Raw genomic sequence first — 13,715 nt, 5'->3', positions numbered from 1 at the left:
CCGTGTGCTTTTGCGGAACTTCATGCACGCGGGATGAGGGTGAGGCGACGCGGAGCGGTAGCGACAAAGCGATCTACAGTGCTGAGGCGGGCTATATTCCGGTCCGTATTCACAAAGAGATCTCCGGCAGTCTGCACGCCACTAGTCCGAGCGTCACGGTGCGTGGTGTCGGGGAGAACGACTGGGCCGCGCCGCGGGACGCCAGCGAGCCGTTGGTGCTGACCGGACCGCTGAGGGTGCCCAGCGATCTGCTCGGCGACACGCAGAAGTACTCCGGTGGCGACCAGCGTTCGACGCTGTCGCAGGTCTCCGGGTGGGACGCGGCGGCGTTGGCGCTGCACGGCGCGAATCTCGCGGCCCGCAGCGGGGCGCAGTCCTACAACTTCATCGGGCACAGCCGGGGCGCGGTGGAGTGCGTCATGGCCGCGTGGTTCCTGTACGCCTACGGCCCGAAGGACGTCCCGGTGCGGATCCTCGCCATCGACCCGGTCCCGGGTCCGGGCAACTGGTACGGGATCCTCACCCAGCTGCCGCCGAACGTCGTCGAGTACGTCGGCGTCACCGCGTGGGACCACCTCGACACCGGCTTCAACGGCGTGGTGCCGCGCCCCAACGCGAAGATGGCCGGCAGCACCGCCACCCCGACCCTCGGCGGCAGCTGGTCCGCGCTGGCCGACAACTACCAGCTCGCCGATCCGCTGGCCGCGCCCAAGAACGGCGCCGCCCAGCCCGCCGGCTACCGCCTCTACGCCTGCCGCGGACGGCACGGCACCGTCGCCGGGAACGCGACCAGCGACGGCCAGTACGACCCGGCGAAGGTCAGCGCGAGCGCCGCGCGGGTCGGGCAGTTGGTCTACCGGCTGGCCCGGTCCTACCTCACCAGCTGGGGCACCGCCTTCCTGGTGAAGTCGGCGGTCGACGCCGGCGCGCTGCTGCTGCGGCAGGAGATCAACCTGGACCACGCCCAGTTCGACACCATGGGCGGCGGCCCGCTGCGGGACAGCGTCAAGCCCGGGCGGCCCTACGTGCGGCAGGTCTCCTCGATCTCCGGGCGGCTGCCCTGGAACACCTACTACCTGGAGGACGTGGTCGGCGACCCGCCGTATCGGCAGCCGTACCCCGTCACCGCCGCGCGCACCGGCGCCGGCTGGGTCAACTGGACCTTTCTGTAGGAGTGGGCGAGGGAGGAAGCCATGAGTGAGATCGACAGTGTCCAGCAGCGGGTCCAGGGTCACTACAGCCAGCGCAGCGGCCGCAACTACCTGCGGCTCATGGACACCCCCAGGGTCTGGGGCCAACCGTTCGGGTCCGCCATCATGCCCCAGGCGTTCGTCCGGCAGGGCGAGTTCGAGACGGCGCTGGAGGAGATCGTCCAGAAGACCGAGTTCCGGTGCGACATCGCGTCGCTGAACTGCCCGGACCCGGACTGGGGCGGCATCATCCTCGGCGCCATGGACACCTCGCTGAGCCTGCGGCTGAACCGGGACTACCCCACGCAGTTCCGTTTCCTGTTCGGCCAGACGCCGATGGTGCCGGTCGGCGAGCCGACCAACTACACCCTGTTCAAACAGGCGCTGGTCCGCCTGGTGCGGGACCGGTCGCGGTACTGGGAGAAGGTGCCGGACATCTGGCTGGGCCGGTTCTACCGGCTGCAAGAAGGCATCCTGTCGGCGTTGCAGTGGAAGGTGTTCGGCGGCGACGGCATCTTCGGCAGCGACGACACCAAGATGACGTGGAACCACTCCAAGATCGTGGTCGCCGACAGCATCGAGGCGCTGGCCGGCGGCCACAACCTGAACATGGACCTGTTCCGCAGCTATCCGCCGGTCCACGACATGTCCGTGGTGGTCCACGGCCCGGCCGCGGCCGGCGCGCAGGGCTACCTGGACCAGCTGTGGGCCTGCGGCAGCGATCTGCTGAGCCAGGAGCAGATGGACCCGGTGAAGGTGGTGTGGAACAGCCGGGATCCTGCCAAGTCCCGGCCGGACAACCCGCTCATCAGGACCCGCGCCGCCGCCTATGTGACGACCCGGCAGACCGAGATCGTGCACTGGCATGACTCCGGCCCCAAGCTGGAGGAGCCCGCGCCGCCGCCCAAGCCGCCGACCGACATCCGCTCCCAGGACCTGCAACAGCTTCCCGAGTTCACTCAGGACTGCTTCCCGCTGCGGGTCGTGCATCCGTCCTACTCCGGGCTCGACGAGTACAAGCCGGCCACCGGGATGCTGGCGGTCGGGAAGTACTGGCGCGGCAGCACCGACTTCCAGAACGCCTCCGAGCTGATGAAGCAGCAGCTCATCCTCGGGGCCAAGCACAGCATCAAGATGTCGCAGATGGACCTGGTCAGCGCGTGGAAGAAGAACTGGTCGGACCACGTGGTCTGCCAGTGGCTCATCCAGGCGCTGCTGGCGAACAAGGCGCTGACCGTGCAGGTCGTGGTGTCTCCGCTGGACGCCGGCGCCGGTGCGGAGGGCGATCAGTACTCGTTCGGTTCGGGCGCGGTGCGCACCTACGACCTCATGCAGTACTACATGACCCACGACGTCCAGAGCGACGCGGTGCTCCCGGACCCGGACGGCGCCCGGGCCGAGGCGCTGAGCAGGCTGTTCGTCGCTCCGCTGTACTACACCGACGCCGTGCCGGCGACGAGCACGGTCGAAGGCGAGACCTACAAGTGGCCCGGCCTGTCGCCGGAGGGCTACACCGCCACGCTCAAGCAGCCGCCGTTGAGCGAGAAGCCCCCGAGCCACGGCGTGATCGGCAGCGCGGCGCTGTCGGTGCTCAACGCGAGCGGCTACATCTATTCGAAGGTGCCGTCGGCGCCCGGCAACCACGCCAAGCTGATGATCATCGACGACGAGGCGTACGTCGTCGGGTCCGACAACCTCTATCCGGGCTCGCTGTCGGAGTTCAACTACCTGATCGAGGGCCCGGAGGCGGTCGGCGAACTGCTGAACGTGTACTGGGCGCCGCTGTGGAAGTACGCGGGCCCGCACGCGCGCAACAGCGGGTCGATCAGCACGCGGCTCGGGCCGGCCGGAGGCGGCGGCAGCCCGTTCGACGACACCGCCGGCGCCCAGCGGATCTCGAAGATCGACGTCTACCACGGCGAGATCATCGACGGGATCCACGCCACCCACGCGAACGGCACCGTCGACGCGATCCGCGGCGGGACCGGGGTGCCGGTCGGCAGCGCCGCCCTGACGACGGTGACGTTCGACGAGGTCGATCCGCTGATCGGGATCTCGGGGGAGTGGGGGTCCTGGTACGGCGGCGTCTACGTCAACAAGCTCCAGTTCCACCGCAGGAGCGGCGCGGTCAGCGAGGTGTTCGGATCGGACATCGCTGTGTCCGGCCCGCGAACGTTCGACCTGCGGGCACCGCGGCCGGCGACGCAGCAGGTGCTGGGATTCTTCGGGACGGTGGCCTCGGCGAACAACGGGGCGTCGCAGTGCCTGGGGTCCGTGGGGATCGTCGTCCGCTAGCCGTTCGGTATAGCGAGCGGCAGTAGCAATAGCGGATTCGCTCGCTCACTCGCAGGACGAGGCGTGCGCCGTCGGTGGCCGGCGCACGCCTCTTTCCAGTCCCGCTGTGCGACCGGTCCGGTCAGGCCGCCTTGAGGATCCCGCCGTCGATGACGCTGTCCGTGCCGTGGACGTTCGCCGCGCGCTCGGACAGCAGGAACGCCACCAGGTCGGCGACCTCCTCGGCCGTGGACACCCGCCCCGACGAGGCGCCGAAGGTCTGCGGGAGCGCGTCCAGCATCTCGGTCTGGGACAGGCCCATGGCCTCGGCGACCTTCGTGCCGAAACTGTCCGCGGAGGTCCACAGCGGGGTCGACACCGGGCCCGGCGACACGGTGTTGACGCGCACGCCCCGCGGCGCCAGCTCCTCGCTGAGGCGCTTGCCCAGCTGGTTCAGCGCCGCCTTGGCCTCGGCGTAGCCGACCGGGGAGCCGGTGGGGACGCGGCCGTTGATCGAGGAGACGTTCACGATCGCGCCTCGCCGCTCCAACAGGCTCGGCAGGGCGGCACGCGTCGTCCAGACCGCGCTGTAGAGGTTGAGGTCCATGAAGTGGCGCCACTGGTCGTCCTCGACGTCCAGGAAGGAGCCGATGGTGATGCCGGAGGGGTCGCCGCCTCCGACGTTGTTCACGAGGAAGTCCAGGCCGCCGAGGGCCGCCACCGCTTGTTCGACCGCTGCCGTGGCGCCGTCCCGGGTCGCGAGGTCCGTCTGGACGGTGGCCACGGCCGCCTTCTCCAATTCCGGGTTCGACGTGCGGGCCGCGCCGACCACCCGCACTCCCTCCGCCGCCAGCAGCTGCACGACGGCCAGCCCGATTCCCCGGCTGGCCCCGGTGACCAGGGCGGTCTTCCCACTGATGCCGAGATCCATGACTCCCACTTTCTTGAACTCTAGGTCAACAATTAGGGCGTGAAAAAGCCACCCGGACTCCGGGGGTGGTCGAGCGGGCTCCTCGCAAGCTGGATGAGCTGGTTTCGGCCGGCTGTCGGATGCCGGGCGGCTAAACAGCGGGCTGCCGGATACCGGCCACCGAGGCGTCGATGACGGCGTAGAGCGTCGACCGTTCGAAGCCGCAGGCCATGATCCGCAGCCCCGAGACGGTGTTCTGGACCAGCAGGGCCTGAACCCGCGCGTCGACGTCCGCCGCCACGTCCCCGTCCCGCTTGCCGAGCTCGATCCGGGCCTCGATGAGGTCCACGACGCGTTCGGCGATCCGCCGCACGGTCCGCTCCGCCTCCGGATCCCGCCCCGCGAGCTCCAGCGCGGTGTTCGCCGCCAGACAGCCTCGGCGGACCGGCCCGTCGAGGTCGGCGTCGACCAGGGCCCTTATGTAGGCGCGGATCCGTTCCTTGGCGGTTCCGGGCCGGTTCAGGAGATCCTCGGTCATTTCCTCGCCGAGTCGGCTGTAGCACTCCAGCGCCTTGCTGAAGAGGTCCCGCTTGGACCCGAAGGCGTGATACAGGCTCCCCTTGCCCACGCCGGTGGCCTCGGCGAGGTCGGCGGGGGAGGTGGCGGCGTAGCCGCGCGTCCAGAAGGTCTGCATCGCGCGCTCGATGACGTCGTCGGGTTCGAAGGTCTTCGGGCGGCCCATGGGAAGGACTGTAGTTGGTTTTTGACTTGGAGGTCAAGAATGGTGCGGGCCGTGGTGCGGCCCGGGGTGCGGGCCGTCGAGGAAGCGGTGGACCCGGTCGCAGGCGGGGCCGCTGGTCAGCCGCATCATCAAGCCCTGGGAACCGGTGTGCGCGAGCAGGTTCAGGGCGCCGTGCCACAGGACTTCGGAGTCCAGGATCATGACCTTCTCGTGCATCCGTTCCCTGGTTCGGACCTGGCATCCCGCTGCGCGCAGCCGCGCTATCTGCGTCCGCTGGCGCTCGCTCGCCGCGTCGGCGGCCGTGTCGGTGTACGCCTCGGCGGCCCGTGTATGGACGGTGACGGTCACTCCCGCGGCGACGCGCGGTTCCAGGTGGCGCAGCCAGGTGCCGACGGCGGCGGCGCCGAGGAAGGCGCAGTAGATGTCAATGCTCTTGCGTGCCTGTTCGATGTCCCACTGCACGGCGCCGGCGACCTCGTGGGCCGGGACGAACACGGGGCGGTCGAGGTCGTCGGAGCTCAGCCGGCCCAGCTGGGAGGCGGTGCGGAGCGGGATCAGGTCGTCCACCGGCCAGCGGAACGCGTGCTGTTCCAGGTGGTCGAGCATCCGCCGGACCGGGCTGCTGTGCACTTTGTCGCGGAGGTACTCGACATCGGCGACGACGACCAGCTGGTCCTGGGCCCGCGACAGGCCGACGTTGAGCAGGCGGCAGGTGTCCGAACCCAGGGCCGTGCCGTCGAAGAACGAGCCGGGCTCGGCCCCGGCGCCCGCCACGGTGTCGAAGACGACGACGGGGCGCTGGCCGCCCTGGAGCTGATGGACGGTGCCCGCCAGGAGGCCGGGGCGCGCTTCGGCGAAGCAGTGTTCGATGCCGGCGGTGAGGTTGTCCGCCTGCTCGCGGTACGGGGTGACGACCGCGAGGTTGTCGGGGGTGGGAGGCGTGTCGGAGGCTTGCAGAGCCCTGATGATCTCGTGGAGCACCGCTTCGTGGACTTCGTTCGTCAGGTGCGCGCCGTCGCGGTGCCGCTGGGCGACGCGGCGGGTCGAGGTGTCGACCAGGATCAGCGGTGCGTCCGGGAGGCCGGGCGGCGGGGATGGCCGGGACTGCGGGGATGGCCGGGACGGCTGGGCCCCCGGGGCGTCGTGCCGGCCGGTGCGCAGGTGCGAGTCGGGATAGGCCACGGCCTTGACCAGATCGCAGATCGGCGCCCGCATCCGGTACTGGGTCCGGAGCACCGCCAGGCGCGGATCGTCCTCGGCGACCGTGTTGTCCTTGACGATTCCGGCGGCGTGGAAGAGGTCCTGTCCGGCCTCGGCCGGCGGCGGCAGCTGGCGGAAGTCGCCGGCGACGATCAGGCGGCGGGCCGCCAGGCCCGCGGCCTGCCAGGCCGACGGGAGGTCGACCATGCCGGCCTCGTCGATGACGACGACGTCGATGTGGCTCGGCAGCTGCTGGGACGCGATCGCCTCGGCCACGGTCGCGCCGAGGACCCGGCAGCGGTCGTGGACGTCGTGGGGAAGGCTGCGCAGGCGTTCGTCGACCTCGTCGGCCTGGGTCTGAAGCTCCTCGGCGGTGGTCCGGAGCGCGGCCAGGGGAGGCAGCACGACGACGTTGTTCTGAGGCAGCTTGAGCGCTTCGATCGCGGCGTTCTGCGACTGGCGAGCGGTTTCCTGGTCGGCGTTGACGTCGCTCAGGTGCTGCTGGTGCGTGGCTTGCTGGAGGTGGGCTTGCTCCAGATCGCGCTCCAGGCGCTCCAAGCGGGTCTGGCGGCGGAGGACGAACGAGGTCTCTGTGCGCTGCTTCTCGTCGGTCAGCCGGGCGATGGTGGTCTCGGTGACCGCCAGGAGCGCGGTCAGGTGCATGTGGCGCTGGTCGAGGGCGAGGAGGTCGTCCGTGGCGGCGTTCCGGGTCTGTTCCAGCTCCACAACCCGTTGCCGCGCGGCTATCTGGGCCGTGACGTTGGCGGACTGCTCGGTGAGCCGTTCTGCTTCTTGGCGAAGCGGGACCGAGAGCCGCTCGACGATCTTTTCGGGCCGGATCCGGTCGCCGTAGGCCGCGGCCAGCCCGGGGGAGGCGATCGGGCCGGAGCGCTGGACCAGTCCTTCGTCGAATCCGGTCTCGGCGCCGAGGAGGCGGCAGATCCGGTGCAGGGCCTGGTCGACGGCGACGGCGGTGGGGGCCAGGAACAGGACCGTGCGGTCCTGGCGGTAGCAGCCTTCGACGATGTAGGAGACGACGTCGGTCTTGCCGGTGCCCGGCGGGCCCCACAGGAACAGCACGTCGCTGCCCAGCGCGAGCTCGACGGCGGCGCGCTGGTCGGCGTCGAGCTGGAGGTCGGCCCAGCCGCCGATCAGGCGGGCGGGGTCGGGGGCGGGATCGGGATCGGGGGCGGAGCCGGGGTCGAGATCGGGGGCGGAGTCGGAGCCGGAGTCGGAGCCGGAACCAGGGTCGGGGTCGTCCCGGCGGGTCGGGGCCGGCTCCAGTCGTGCCGCCGTCAGCAGCTGCTGGATGGTGGTTCCCGGCTGGTCGGTCATACTGCCTCGTTCTCAACGCCGCTAACGACCCAAATGCGTGGAAGCCAGACAGGGTATCAGCGCAGCGTCGCGGAAGACCGGGAAACAGGGATACCTCTGGGCACCGATCGGAGCAGCGTCCACCGGGAGTGCGCATGCCGCGCGCGCCGCTCCGGCGCAGGATGGGACGGCAAGCACCCCGAGCGCGGAAGGCCCGGCCATGGATCTGACTCTTTTGCGTCCGCTCTACGACGGCGGCTCCTCGGCCCCGGTGGTGTCCGTCCACCTGGACACCAGCCGCGACGACCACGACGCCGACAAGCGTCTGGAGCTGACCTGGCAGGCCCTGCGGCGCGAGCTGGCCGGCCAGGGCGTGGACGAGCCGACGCTGGCCGCGCTGGACGGGGAGGTGGGCGCCTCCCCGCACATCGTGGGGCCGCAGGGCGAGTCGCTGTTCGCCGCCGACGGCCGGGTGCTGGGCGCCTTCGCGTTGTCCGAGCCGCCGCCCCGCAGCCGGGCCGTCGTGGGCCCGGTCCCGGACCCGCTGGAGACCGTCCTGGACCTGGACCACCAGGTTCCCTACGCGGTGGTGGCGCTGGACCGGGTGGGCGGCGACATCGAGGCCTATCCGGCCGGCGCCTACGACCCGGCCACGCGCCGCACCTACGACGGCACGACCCTGCACCTCACCCGGGTGCGCGCGGGCGGGCCCTCGATGGCGTCGTACCACCGCCGCTCGCTCAACGCCTGGACGGACAACGCCACCGGCGTCGCCGAGGAGACGGTGCAGGCCGCGAGCGACGTCAACGCCTCGGTGGTCTTCGTCGCCGGCGACCCGAAGGCGGTTCCGCTGCTGCGCGAGGAGCTGGCCGCGCTCAACCTGGACGCCGACGTGGTGGAGGTGGCCGGCGGCCGGGCCCGCGACGACGCCTTCGCCGTGCTGCGCGAGGCGGTCGACGAGGCGCTGGCCGAGCGGTCGCGGACCGAGCACGAGCAGATGATGGCGGCCTACCGGGACGCGCTGGGGCAGGGCCGCGCGGTGCACGGGATCGCCGCCGTCACCGAGGCCCTGACGCAGGGCAACGTCGAGCGCCTGCTGCTGGCCGCCGACCGCGCCCCGGACCCGGCCCGCTGGGCCTCGGCCGAGGACCAGCGCATGGTCGGCAGCGCCCCGGAGGCGCTCGGCCCGCACGCCGAATCGGCGTTCGAAGCCGCCGCCGGGCCGCTGCTGCTGCGAGCGGCGGTCGCCGGCGGCGCGGCGTTCAGCGAACTGCTGCCGGAGGTGCCGGCCGACGACGGGGTCGCGGCGATTTTGCGGTTCGGGGGCTGAGGGCGCGCGAGCCTTGGGCGGCTGGAACGTTGCGCGGGTGTCGGGCGTGCCGGCCGGTGCGCGGAATTCGGGCGGTCGGAACGCTGCGTGGGTCGTGGGTCGTCGGTCGTCGGTCGTGAGTCCTGGGCGGGCGGGCCGGCCGGCGCGCGGATCTTGAGCGGTCGGCGAATCAGTGCCCCCACATCAGGATCCCGCCGACCACCGCGGCCACCAGCAGGACCGCGACCGTCGCCACGACCTTGCCCCGGCTGACCGGATGCTCCCCGGCCACCTCCGCGCTGGATCCGTTGACCAGCAGCGAGAACGACTGCCCGCCGTGCCGGTAGGTCGCCAGCCACGCCGGCAGGAGCACCAGGGTGAACCGGGTGTTCTCGTAGGCGGTCCGGACCTCGGTGATCCGTTGCTTGGCGCCGCCGATGTCCTGCCGGACGGCGTCGTCGATCCGCGGCCCCATGAGGACGCCCGCGTCGTCGAAGCCTTCCTCGGGCTCGACGTCGTAGGCGACGATCCGCCGCCCGGCGGCCATGCCGCGCTCGTAGGGCACGGCGTCCGCCAGCGGCCACGCCGGGAGCTCCTCGGCCAGCGGTCCGCAGGCCGGGACCAGCAGGCCGGTGAACGGCACCTCGACCTGCCCGTCGACCCGCTTCCACTGCGTGTAGGTCTCGGTCGTCGTGTAGGTCTCGGTCTGCCCCTCGGAGTTCGTCCGGCTCTGTCCGTGGCGAACAGCCAGAACGGCACGTAGACGCCGTCGATTGACTCCGGATGCCGGAGCTGCGGCCATTGTCGGGTCGGTACCACGGCCCGACAAGGCCCCGCGACGGTGGTGCTGGGCGCGCTAGACCTTGCCGCCGCCGGAGCAGGTCAGCCTGGTGCTGGCGTTGTGCGTCACACCGGAGATCGTCCAACTGACGCGGATCGTGTAAGGGAGCGAGCCCCCGACGCACGTTCCCCACAGCTCCGCGGTTCCCTGACCGCTGGTGATCGGCGCGCCGGCCCAGGTCAGGTACGGGCTGCCGGGGACGAACTCCTCGCAGTTGTAGCTGTAGATATTGCGCTGTGCCGTCTGCCCCATCTGTTCGCAGCTGGGAACCGGATCGTCCGCGTGGGCCGCGGCCGGCCCCAGTACCGACAGGGCCGCGGCCACCGCCGCGGTGAGGCCTGACGCGATGCTGCTCCGTGCACTCATGCGCACCTCCCGCGGGGGATGTTAATGCGCTGCGGGCCTGCGTCAATGCACAGATTTGGTATGTTCGACCCCTGCTATAGTCGAGCGTCGTCCGGAGATGGGGAGCGGTGCGGTGACGGGGGAGCGGGAACGCGATCGAGGCGGCGCCTACGCGCGCGCGGCGCGGCTGATCTACCTGACGGAGTACGGCAGCGGGGCCAGAGCCGCCTTGGTTACCGCGCACCGGCTCGCGGCCCGGGCCGTGCGGGAGACGGACGCCGCCGCGGTCACGAGCACCGCCGCAGACACGGACAGCACGGCAGCGACGGACAGCACCGTAGCCACCGCAGCCACCGCAGTCACCGACGGCACCGCAGGAGCGGCACCCGACCCGGTCCCGGCCCCCGATCCGGTCGCCGCGGCGGCCCGGCTGGTGCTGGCCGACCCGGGCGACCCGTGGCGTCACTGGGGACGTCTGGGCGCGGACATACGCCCGGCGGAGCCGACGCCGGAGCAGCGCGACGTCCTGGCCCGGCTGGACGTCCTCAAACGCCCGCGCCGCGTGGCGGTGCTGCGCCACCTGCTGGAGGGCACTCCGCTGCCCGCGACGGCGCCGACCCCGGCCGAGGTCGAGCAGGCCCGGACCGGCCTGGACCTGGTGTGCGACGATCGGCCGGAGACTGAGATCAGAGCCCTGCTGCTCGGGCCCGAGCTCGATCCGACGCGGGTACCGGTGGTGGCCGCGGACGCGATCGTGCGGCGCAGGCGGCGCGGCCGTCGGCGCTGGGCGGCGCTCGCAGTGTTGGTGCTGGCCGCCGGGGCCGGGGTGTGGTGGTACGGCGTGCGGACTCCGCCATTGGGCGCGGCCGCCGACGATCCGGTGGTCAAGGGCGCTCCCACGGCGAACGACGTCGGCCTGAACGCGTGGACCGCGCGCGGCGAGCTGCTGGGCGACGCGGCGTTGCTGCGCCGTGCCGCTCGGGCCTGGCACCAGGCGGACCGGCCCGCGCTGCCCGCCGGGCACAAGCCCGCGGTCCTGTTCGCGGGCCGGGTCCGCGGCATCACGGTCGTGGTGATGGACGACCACGGCATTCCCTGGACCGGGTACGAGGGGATGGACGTTGCGGTCTACCTCGAAGGGGTCAAGGGCAAGAACCTGGGCCTGCCGTTCCCGTTCGACGCGGACCACCTGGTCACGGTGAACTCCGGCGGTGGCGATCCGGCGGCCGCCGGCGGCATCCGGCTGTTCGGGTCCGGGGTGTTCGGCGTCGATCCGATACTGCTGCCGCCGGGCGCGTCCGAGGTGCGGACCGGTCCGCTGGACGGGGCCGCGGCCAGTTGGGCGCCCGCGCGGCCGGATGCGCGCGGGGTGCTGGAGGTCCCGGTGCCTCGGGCAGATCCGCAGCATGCTGATACCGGACAGTGGTCGCCGTCCGGGGGAATCCGGTACACCCTGCCCGATGGGTTCGTGACGCTTACCGACGGCGGCCCGGTCACCGTGCAGGAGACGTTCTACGATCGCGCGCCGTTGCTGCCGATCATCAAGAGCCTGCGGCAGTCAGGGAGCGCGGGGGTGAGCGGTGGCGGAGCCGCGCTGAGTGCCGGTGAGTTGAGCGCCGGTGATTGGTGTGCGGCACGCAAGCAGGCCGAGTTCCGGACCGAAGGGGACAGCCAGGCGGAGTGGATCGAGTTGGCCGACGTGGCCACCGGCCCGCTGCCCGGCGGCGGCGTCGGCTATCTGATCAGGCGCACTGTGCGGGCCTGGGACACGGGGCAGGACTACACCGACAGCGCGCTGCTGGCGATGCCCGACGGGACATGCGCGAGCGCGGACATGCCGGCCGCCGGGGCCGTCTCAGCGTTCGTGGATCGGCGCCGGTACTCCGCGGATGCCGATCTGAGCGACAACGCTTTCATGACGGTCCCGGCGGTGGCCGCCGCGGTGTGGGACGCCCCGGACCACCAGAGCTATCTGGTCGTGGCCGGGGGGCCTCAAGTGGCGAGGCTGAAGGTGGTGGGGCCGGTGGCCGGGCAGGCTGAGGGCCGCTGGCTGGTGATCCCGCTGCCTCAGGGCTATGGGCCGGAGGCAGCGGAGCTGAACTCGGTGGAGGCGTTCGACGCGGCGGGGCACATGTGCGGGGTGGAGCAGGCGTCGGCGCCGAACGGCAAGAGCTACTGCTGAGCGTGGAGGAGCGGGCCGTGTCGTCAGTCGACCGGTCCGCCACCGCCGCAGCCGGCCACTTCGTAGACGACGTACGGCGACGTAGTGCCCCAGCTAAACGGGTTGCCGGAGCAGTCGTAGCCGCGGACGCCGGTGGCGACGGTGTGGGCCGCGCTCGTGTAGTAGACCCACGAGCATTCGGTGCCGGCCTTGCACGCGGAGTAGGCGGCGGCGGTGGACGCGGTGCTGATCGTCAGGCCGAGGGTGAGGCCGCTGGTGGCGGCCAGACCGGCGAGGGCGGAGGCCAGGTGGCGTTTCATGCAGGTCAGAGTACTGCGATACCAGGCTTTGTCATCGGGGAGACCGGGGACTTGACCGCGGGCGCGGGAGCGCTAAAGCGGTGCGGGTGGCTAAGCTCCGAGGGACGGCGGTCCCCCGGTGCTTGACTCACCGGGGAACCGCTGTCGTGGGAGCGTGGCCGGAACCTGCCAGAGGGCCGGCCGTCGCGGTGTCAGGGCGTCGGCGGGTTCATGAAGTCGCCCTTGACGGTGGACTCGGCCTGCTGGACGAAGGACTTCTCCATTTTGAGCGAGCCGAAGGCGCCGTCGGAGGCGATCGCGAACAGCTCGTCGTCGCTGATCTTCGAGGCGTCCTTCGCGCTGACCTGGATCGACATGCCGTCGGTGCGGAACAGCCAGACGTAGGAACCCTGTCCGCTCAGGCCGCTGTGGTGGGCCACCTCGACCACGGCGCCGTCGTTCAGGACCTCGCGGTCGCAGGTCGTCGGCGCGGAGCAGGAGGCGCCTCCGGACGGGATGCCGTTGTACTTGTGGAGCGTCACCTCCAGCGCGGTCCCTTCGGTCAGGGTGCCGATGGTCAGACGGCCGCTGACCGCCCACAGCTCGCGGGGGTCGCCGCCGGCCCAGGCGTAGTCGCCGGACAGGGCGGAGAACTGCGTGCCCGCGGGGAGGATGTGCTCGGCCTGGGCGACGATCGCCCGGGGCGTGACCCACTCCGGAACCTTGACCTTCGCCGCCGGCGGGACGGTCCAGGACCCGTGCGTCCGGGACGGGGCGGTCGGCGACGTGCTGCTCCGGGACGGGTCGGGCCGGGTCGGGGCCGACTGCGACGGAGCGGACTGCGACGGAGCGGTGGCGGTCGTCCGGACCGCGCCCGGGCCCACGGCTCCGACGCCGGGACCCGAGCCAGTGTCGGAGCCGAAGGAGCCGGCGATCGCCGCCGACCCGACGGCGACCACGGCCACCGCCGCCGTCCCGCCGACCGCGCGCAGCGTGCGCTGGCGCCGCCGGATCCGCCGGCCGGCGGCGAGGGCGTCGGCGGCCAGGGCGCCGACGGGAGGCTGCGAGGTCGTGGTCAGGTCCTCGCGCAGTCGCGAGCGGAACTCTTCTTGAGCTTGCATGCTGCTACT

11 protein-coding genes are annotated in these 13,715 nt (G+C 71.6%); 4 read left to right on the top strand and 7 right to left on the bottom strand.

Going from position 1 to position 13,715, the window contains the following annotated elements:
* The first annotated feature begins 158 nt into the window (after nucleotides 1-158).
* Together ABD481_RS40090 and ABD481_RS40085 are read left to right on the top strand one after the other, a co-directional pair.
* On the top strand, nucleotides 159-1,172 hold the full coding sequence (locus ABD481_RS40090) for a Tat pathway signal protein (RefSeq protein WP_344671125.1): 1,014 nt from the start codon (nucleotides 159-161) through the stop codon (nucleotides 1,170-1,172).
* Nucleotides 1,173-1,193: 21 nt separating this feature from the next.
* Nucleotides 1,194-3,485 carry a jacalin-like lectin gene (locus tag ABD481_RS40085; RefSeq protein ID WP_344671124.1) on the top strand — a complete coding sequence of 764 codons (2,292 nt, stop codon included), beginning with the start codon at nucleotides 1,194-1,196 and terminating at the stop codon, nucleotides 3,483-3,485.
* 121 nt (nucleotides 3,486-3,606) lie between these two features.
* On the opposite strand, the gene ABD481_RS40080 is transcribed toward ABD481_RS40085, so the two are convergent.
* The 3 genes from ABD481_RS40080 to ABD481_RS40070 form a co-directional block, all read right to left on the bottom strand.
* Nucleotides 3,607-4,395 (bottom strand): SDR family oxidoreductase, encoded by a 789-nt coding sequence (locus ABD481_RS40080; RefSeq protein ID WP_344671123.1) that lies wholly within the window; start codon nucleotides 4,393-4,395, stop codon nucleotides 3,607-3,609.
* Nucleotides 4,396-4,525: 130 nt separating this feature from the next.
* The gene (locus ABD481_RS40075) at nucleotides 4,526-5,116 is read right to left on the bottom strand and encodes a TetR/AcrR family transcriptional regulator (protein ID WP_344671122.1); all 591 of its coding nucleotides are present in this window, start codon (nucleotides 5,114-5,116) and stop codon (nucleotides 4,526-4,528) included.
* Between the two features lie 33 nt (nucleotides 5,117-5,149).
* Complete coding sequence (locus tag ABD481_RS40070) at nucleotides 5,150-7,651, bottom strand: AAA domain-containing protein (protein ID WP_344671121.1); 2,502 nt, start codon at nucleotides 7,649-7,651, stop codon at nucleotides 5,150-5,152.
* A gap of 199 nt (nucleotides 7,652-7,850) precedes the next feature.
* Here ABD481_RS40070 and ABD481_RS40065 point away from each other — a divergent pair, with 199 nt between their 5' ends.
* The gene (locus ABD481_RS40065) at nucleotides 7,851-8,960 is read left to right on the top strand and encodes a baeRF2 domain-containing protein (RefSeq protein WP_344671120.1); all 1,110 of its coding nucleotides are present in this window, start codon (nucleotides 7,851-7,853) and stop codon (nucleotides 8,958-8,960) included.
* A 169-nt stretch (nucleotides 8,961-9,129) separates the two neighbouring features.
* Here ABD481_RS40065 and ABD481_RS40060 read toward each other — a convergent pair whose 3' ends face one another.
* Together ABD481_RS40060 and ABD481_RS40055 are read right to left on the bottom strand one after the other, a co-directional pair.
* A complete protein-coding gene (locus tag ABD481_RS40060) occupies nucleotides 9,130-9,741 on the bottom strand; it encodes a hypothetical protein (RefSeq protein WP_344671119.1) in 612 nt (203 codons plus the stop codon).
* Nucleotides 9,742-9,795: 54 nt separating this feature from the next.
* Nucleotides 9,796-10,146 (bottom strand): hypothetical protein, encoded by a 351-nt coding sequence (locus ABD481_RS40055; RefSeq protein WP_344671118.1) that lies wholly within the window; start codon nucleotides 10,144-10,146, stop codon nucleotides 9,796-9,798.
* A 112-nt stretch (nucleotides 10,147-10,258) separates the two neighbouring features.
* Here ABD481_RS40055 and ABD481_RS40050 point away from each other — a divergent pair, with 112 nt between their 5' ends.
* Nucleotides 10,259-12,307 (top strand): hypothetical protein, encoded by a 2,049-nt coding sequence (locus tag ABD481_RS40050; RefSeq protein WP_344671117.1) that lies wholly within the window; start codon nucleotides 10,259-10,261, stop codon nucleotides 12,305-12,307.
* Nucleotides 12,308-12,330: 23 nt separating this feature from the next.
* Here the strand turns inward: ABD481_RS40050 and ABD481_RS40045 are convergent, their stop codons facing one another.
* Together ABD481_RS40045 and ABD481_RS40040 are read right to left on the bottom strand one after the other, a co-directional pair.
* Nucleotides 12,331-12,606: a DUF6289 family protein gene (locus ABD481_RS40045; protein ID WP_344671116.1), complete on the bottom strand. Its 276-nt coding sequence runs from the start codon at nucleotides 12,604-12,606 to the stop codon at nucleotides 12,331-12,333.
* 191 nt (nucleotides 12,607-12,797) lie between these two features.
* Nucleotides 12,798-13,706 (bottom strand): hypothetical protein, encoded by a 909-nt coding sequence (locus tag ABD481_RS40040; RefSeq protein ID WP_344671115.1) that lies wholly within the window; start codon nucleotides 13,704-13,706, stop codon nucleotides 12,798-12,800.
* Nucleotides 13,707-13,715 lie beyond the last annotated feature (9 nt).

The organism is Catenulispora yoronensis, assembly GCF_039531695.1.
Classification (GTDB): domain Bacteria; phylum Actinomycetota; class Actinomycetes; order Streptomycetales; family Catenulisporaceae; genus Catenulispora; species Catenulispora yoronensis.
Note: the sequence above shows the minus strand (reverse complement) of the source record. Positions and strands in the feature narration are given on the sequence as shown.

Bases quoted from the DNA above. Each gene is read 5' to 3' on its own strand.
- ABD481_RS40085 (WP_344671124.1), top strand. From the start codon at position 1,194: ATGAGTGAGATCGACAGTGTCCAGCAGCGGGTCCAGGGTCACTACAGC.
- ABD481_RS40080 (WP_344671123.1), bottom strand. From the start codon at position 4,395: ATGGATCTCGGCATCAGTGGGAAGACCGCCCTGGTCACCGGGGCCAGC.
- ABD481_RS40075 (WP_344671122.1), bottom strand. From the start codon at position 5,116: ATGGGCCGCCCGAAGACCTTCGAACCCGACGACGTCATCGAGCGCGCG.
- ABD481_RS40070 (WP_344671121.1), bottom strand. From the start codon at position 7,651: ATGACCGACCAGCCGGGAACCACCATCCAGCAGCTGCTGACGGCGGCA.
- ABD481_RS40065 (WP_344671120.1), top strand. From the start codon at position 7,851: ATGGATCTGACTCTTTTGCGTCCGCTCTACGACGGCGGCTCCTCGGCC.
- ABD481_RS40060 (WP_344671119.1), bottom strand. From the start codon at position 9,741: ATGGCCGCAGCTCCGGCATCCGGAGTCAATCGACGGCGTCTACGTGCC.
- ABD481_RS40055 (WP_344671118.1), bottom strand. From the start codon at position 10,146: ATGAGTGCACGGAGCAGCATCGCGTCAGGCCTCACCGCGGCGGTGGCC.
- ABD481_RS40045 (WP_344671116.1), bottom strand. From the start codon at position 12,606: ATGAAACGCCACCTGGCCTCCGCCCTCGCCGGTCTGGCCGCCACCAGC.
- ABD481_RS40040 (WP_344671115.1), bottom strand. From the start codon at position 13,706: ATGCAAGCTCAAGAAGAGTTCCGCTCGCGACTGCGCGAGGACCTGACC.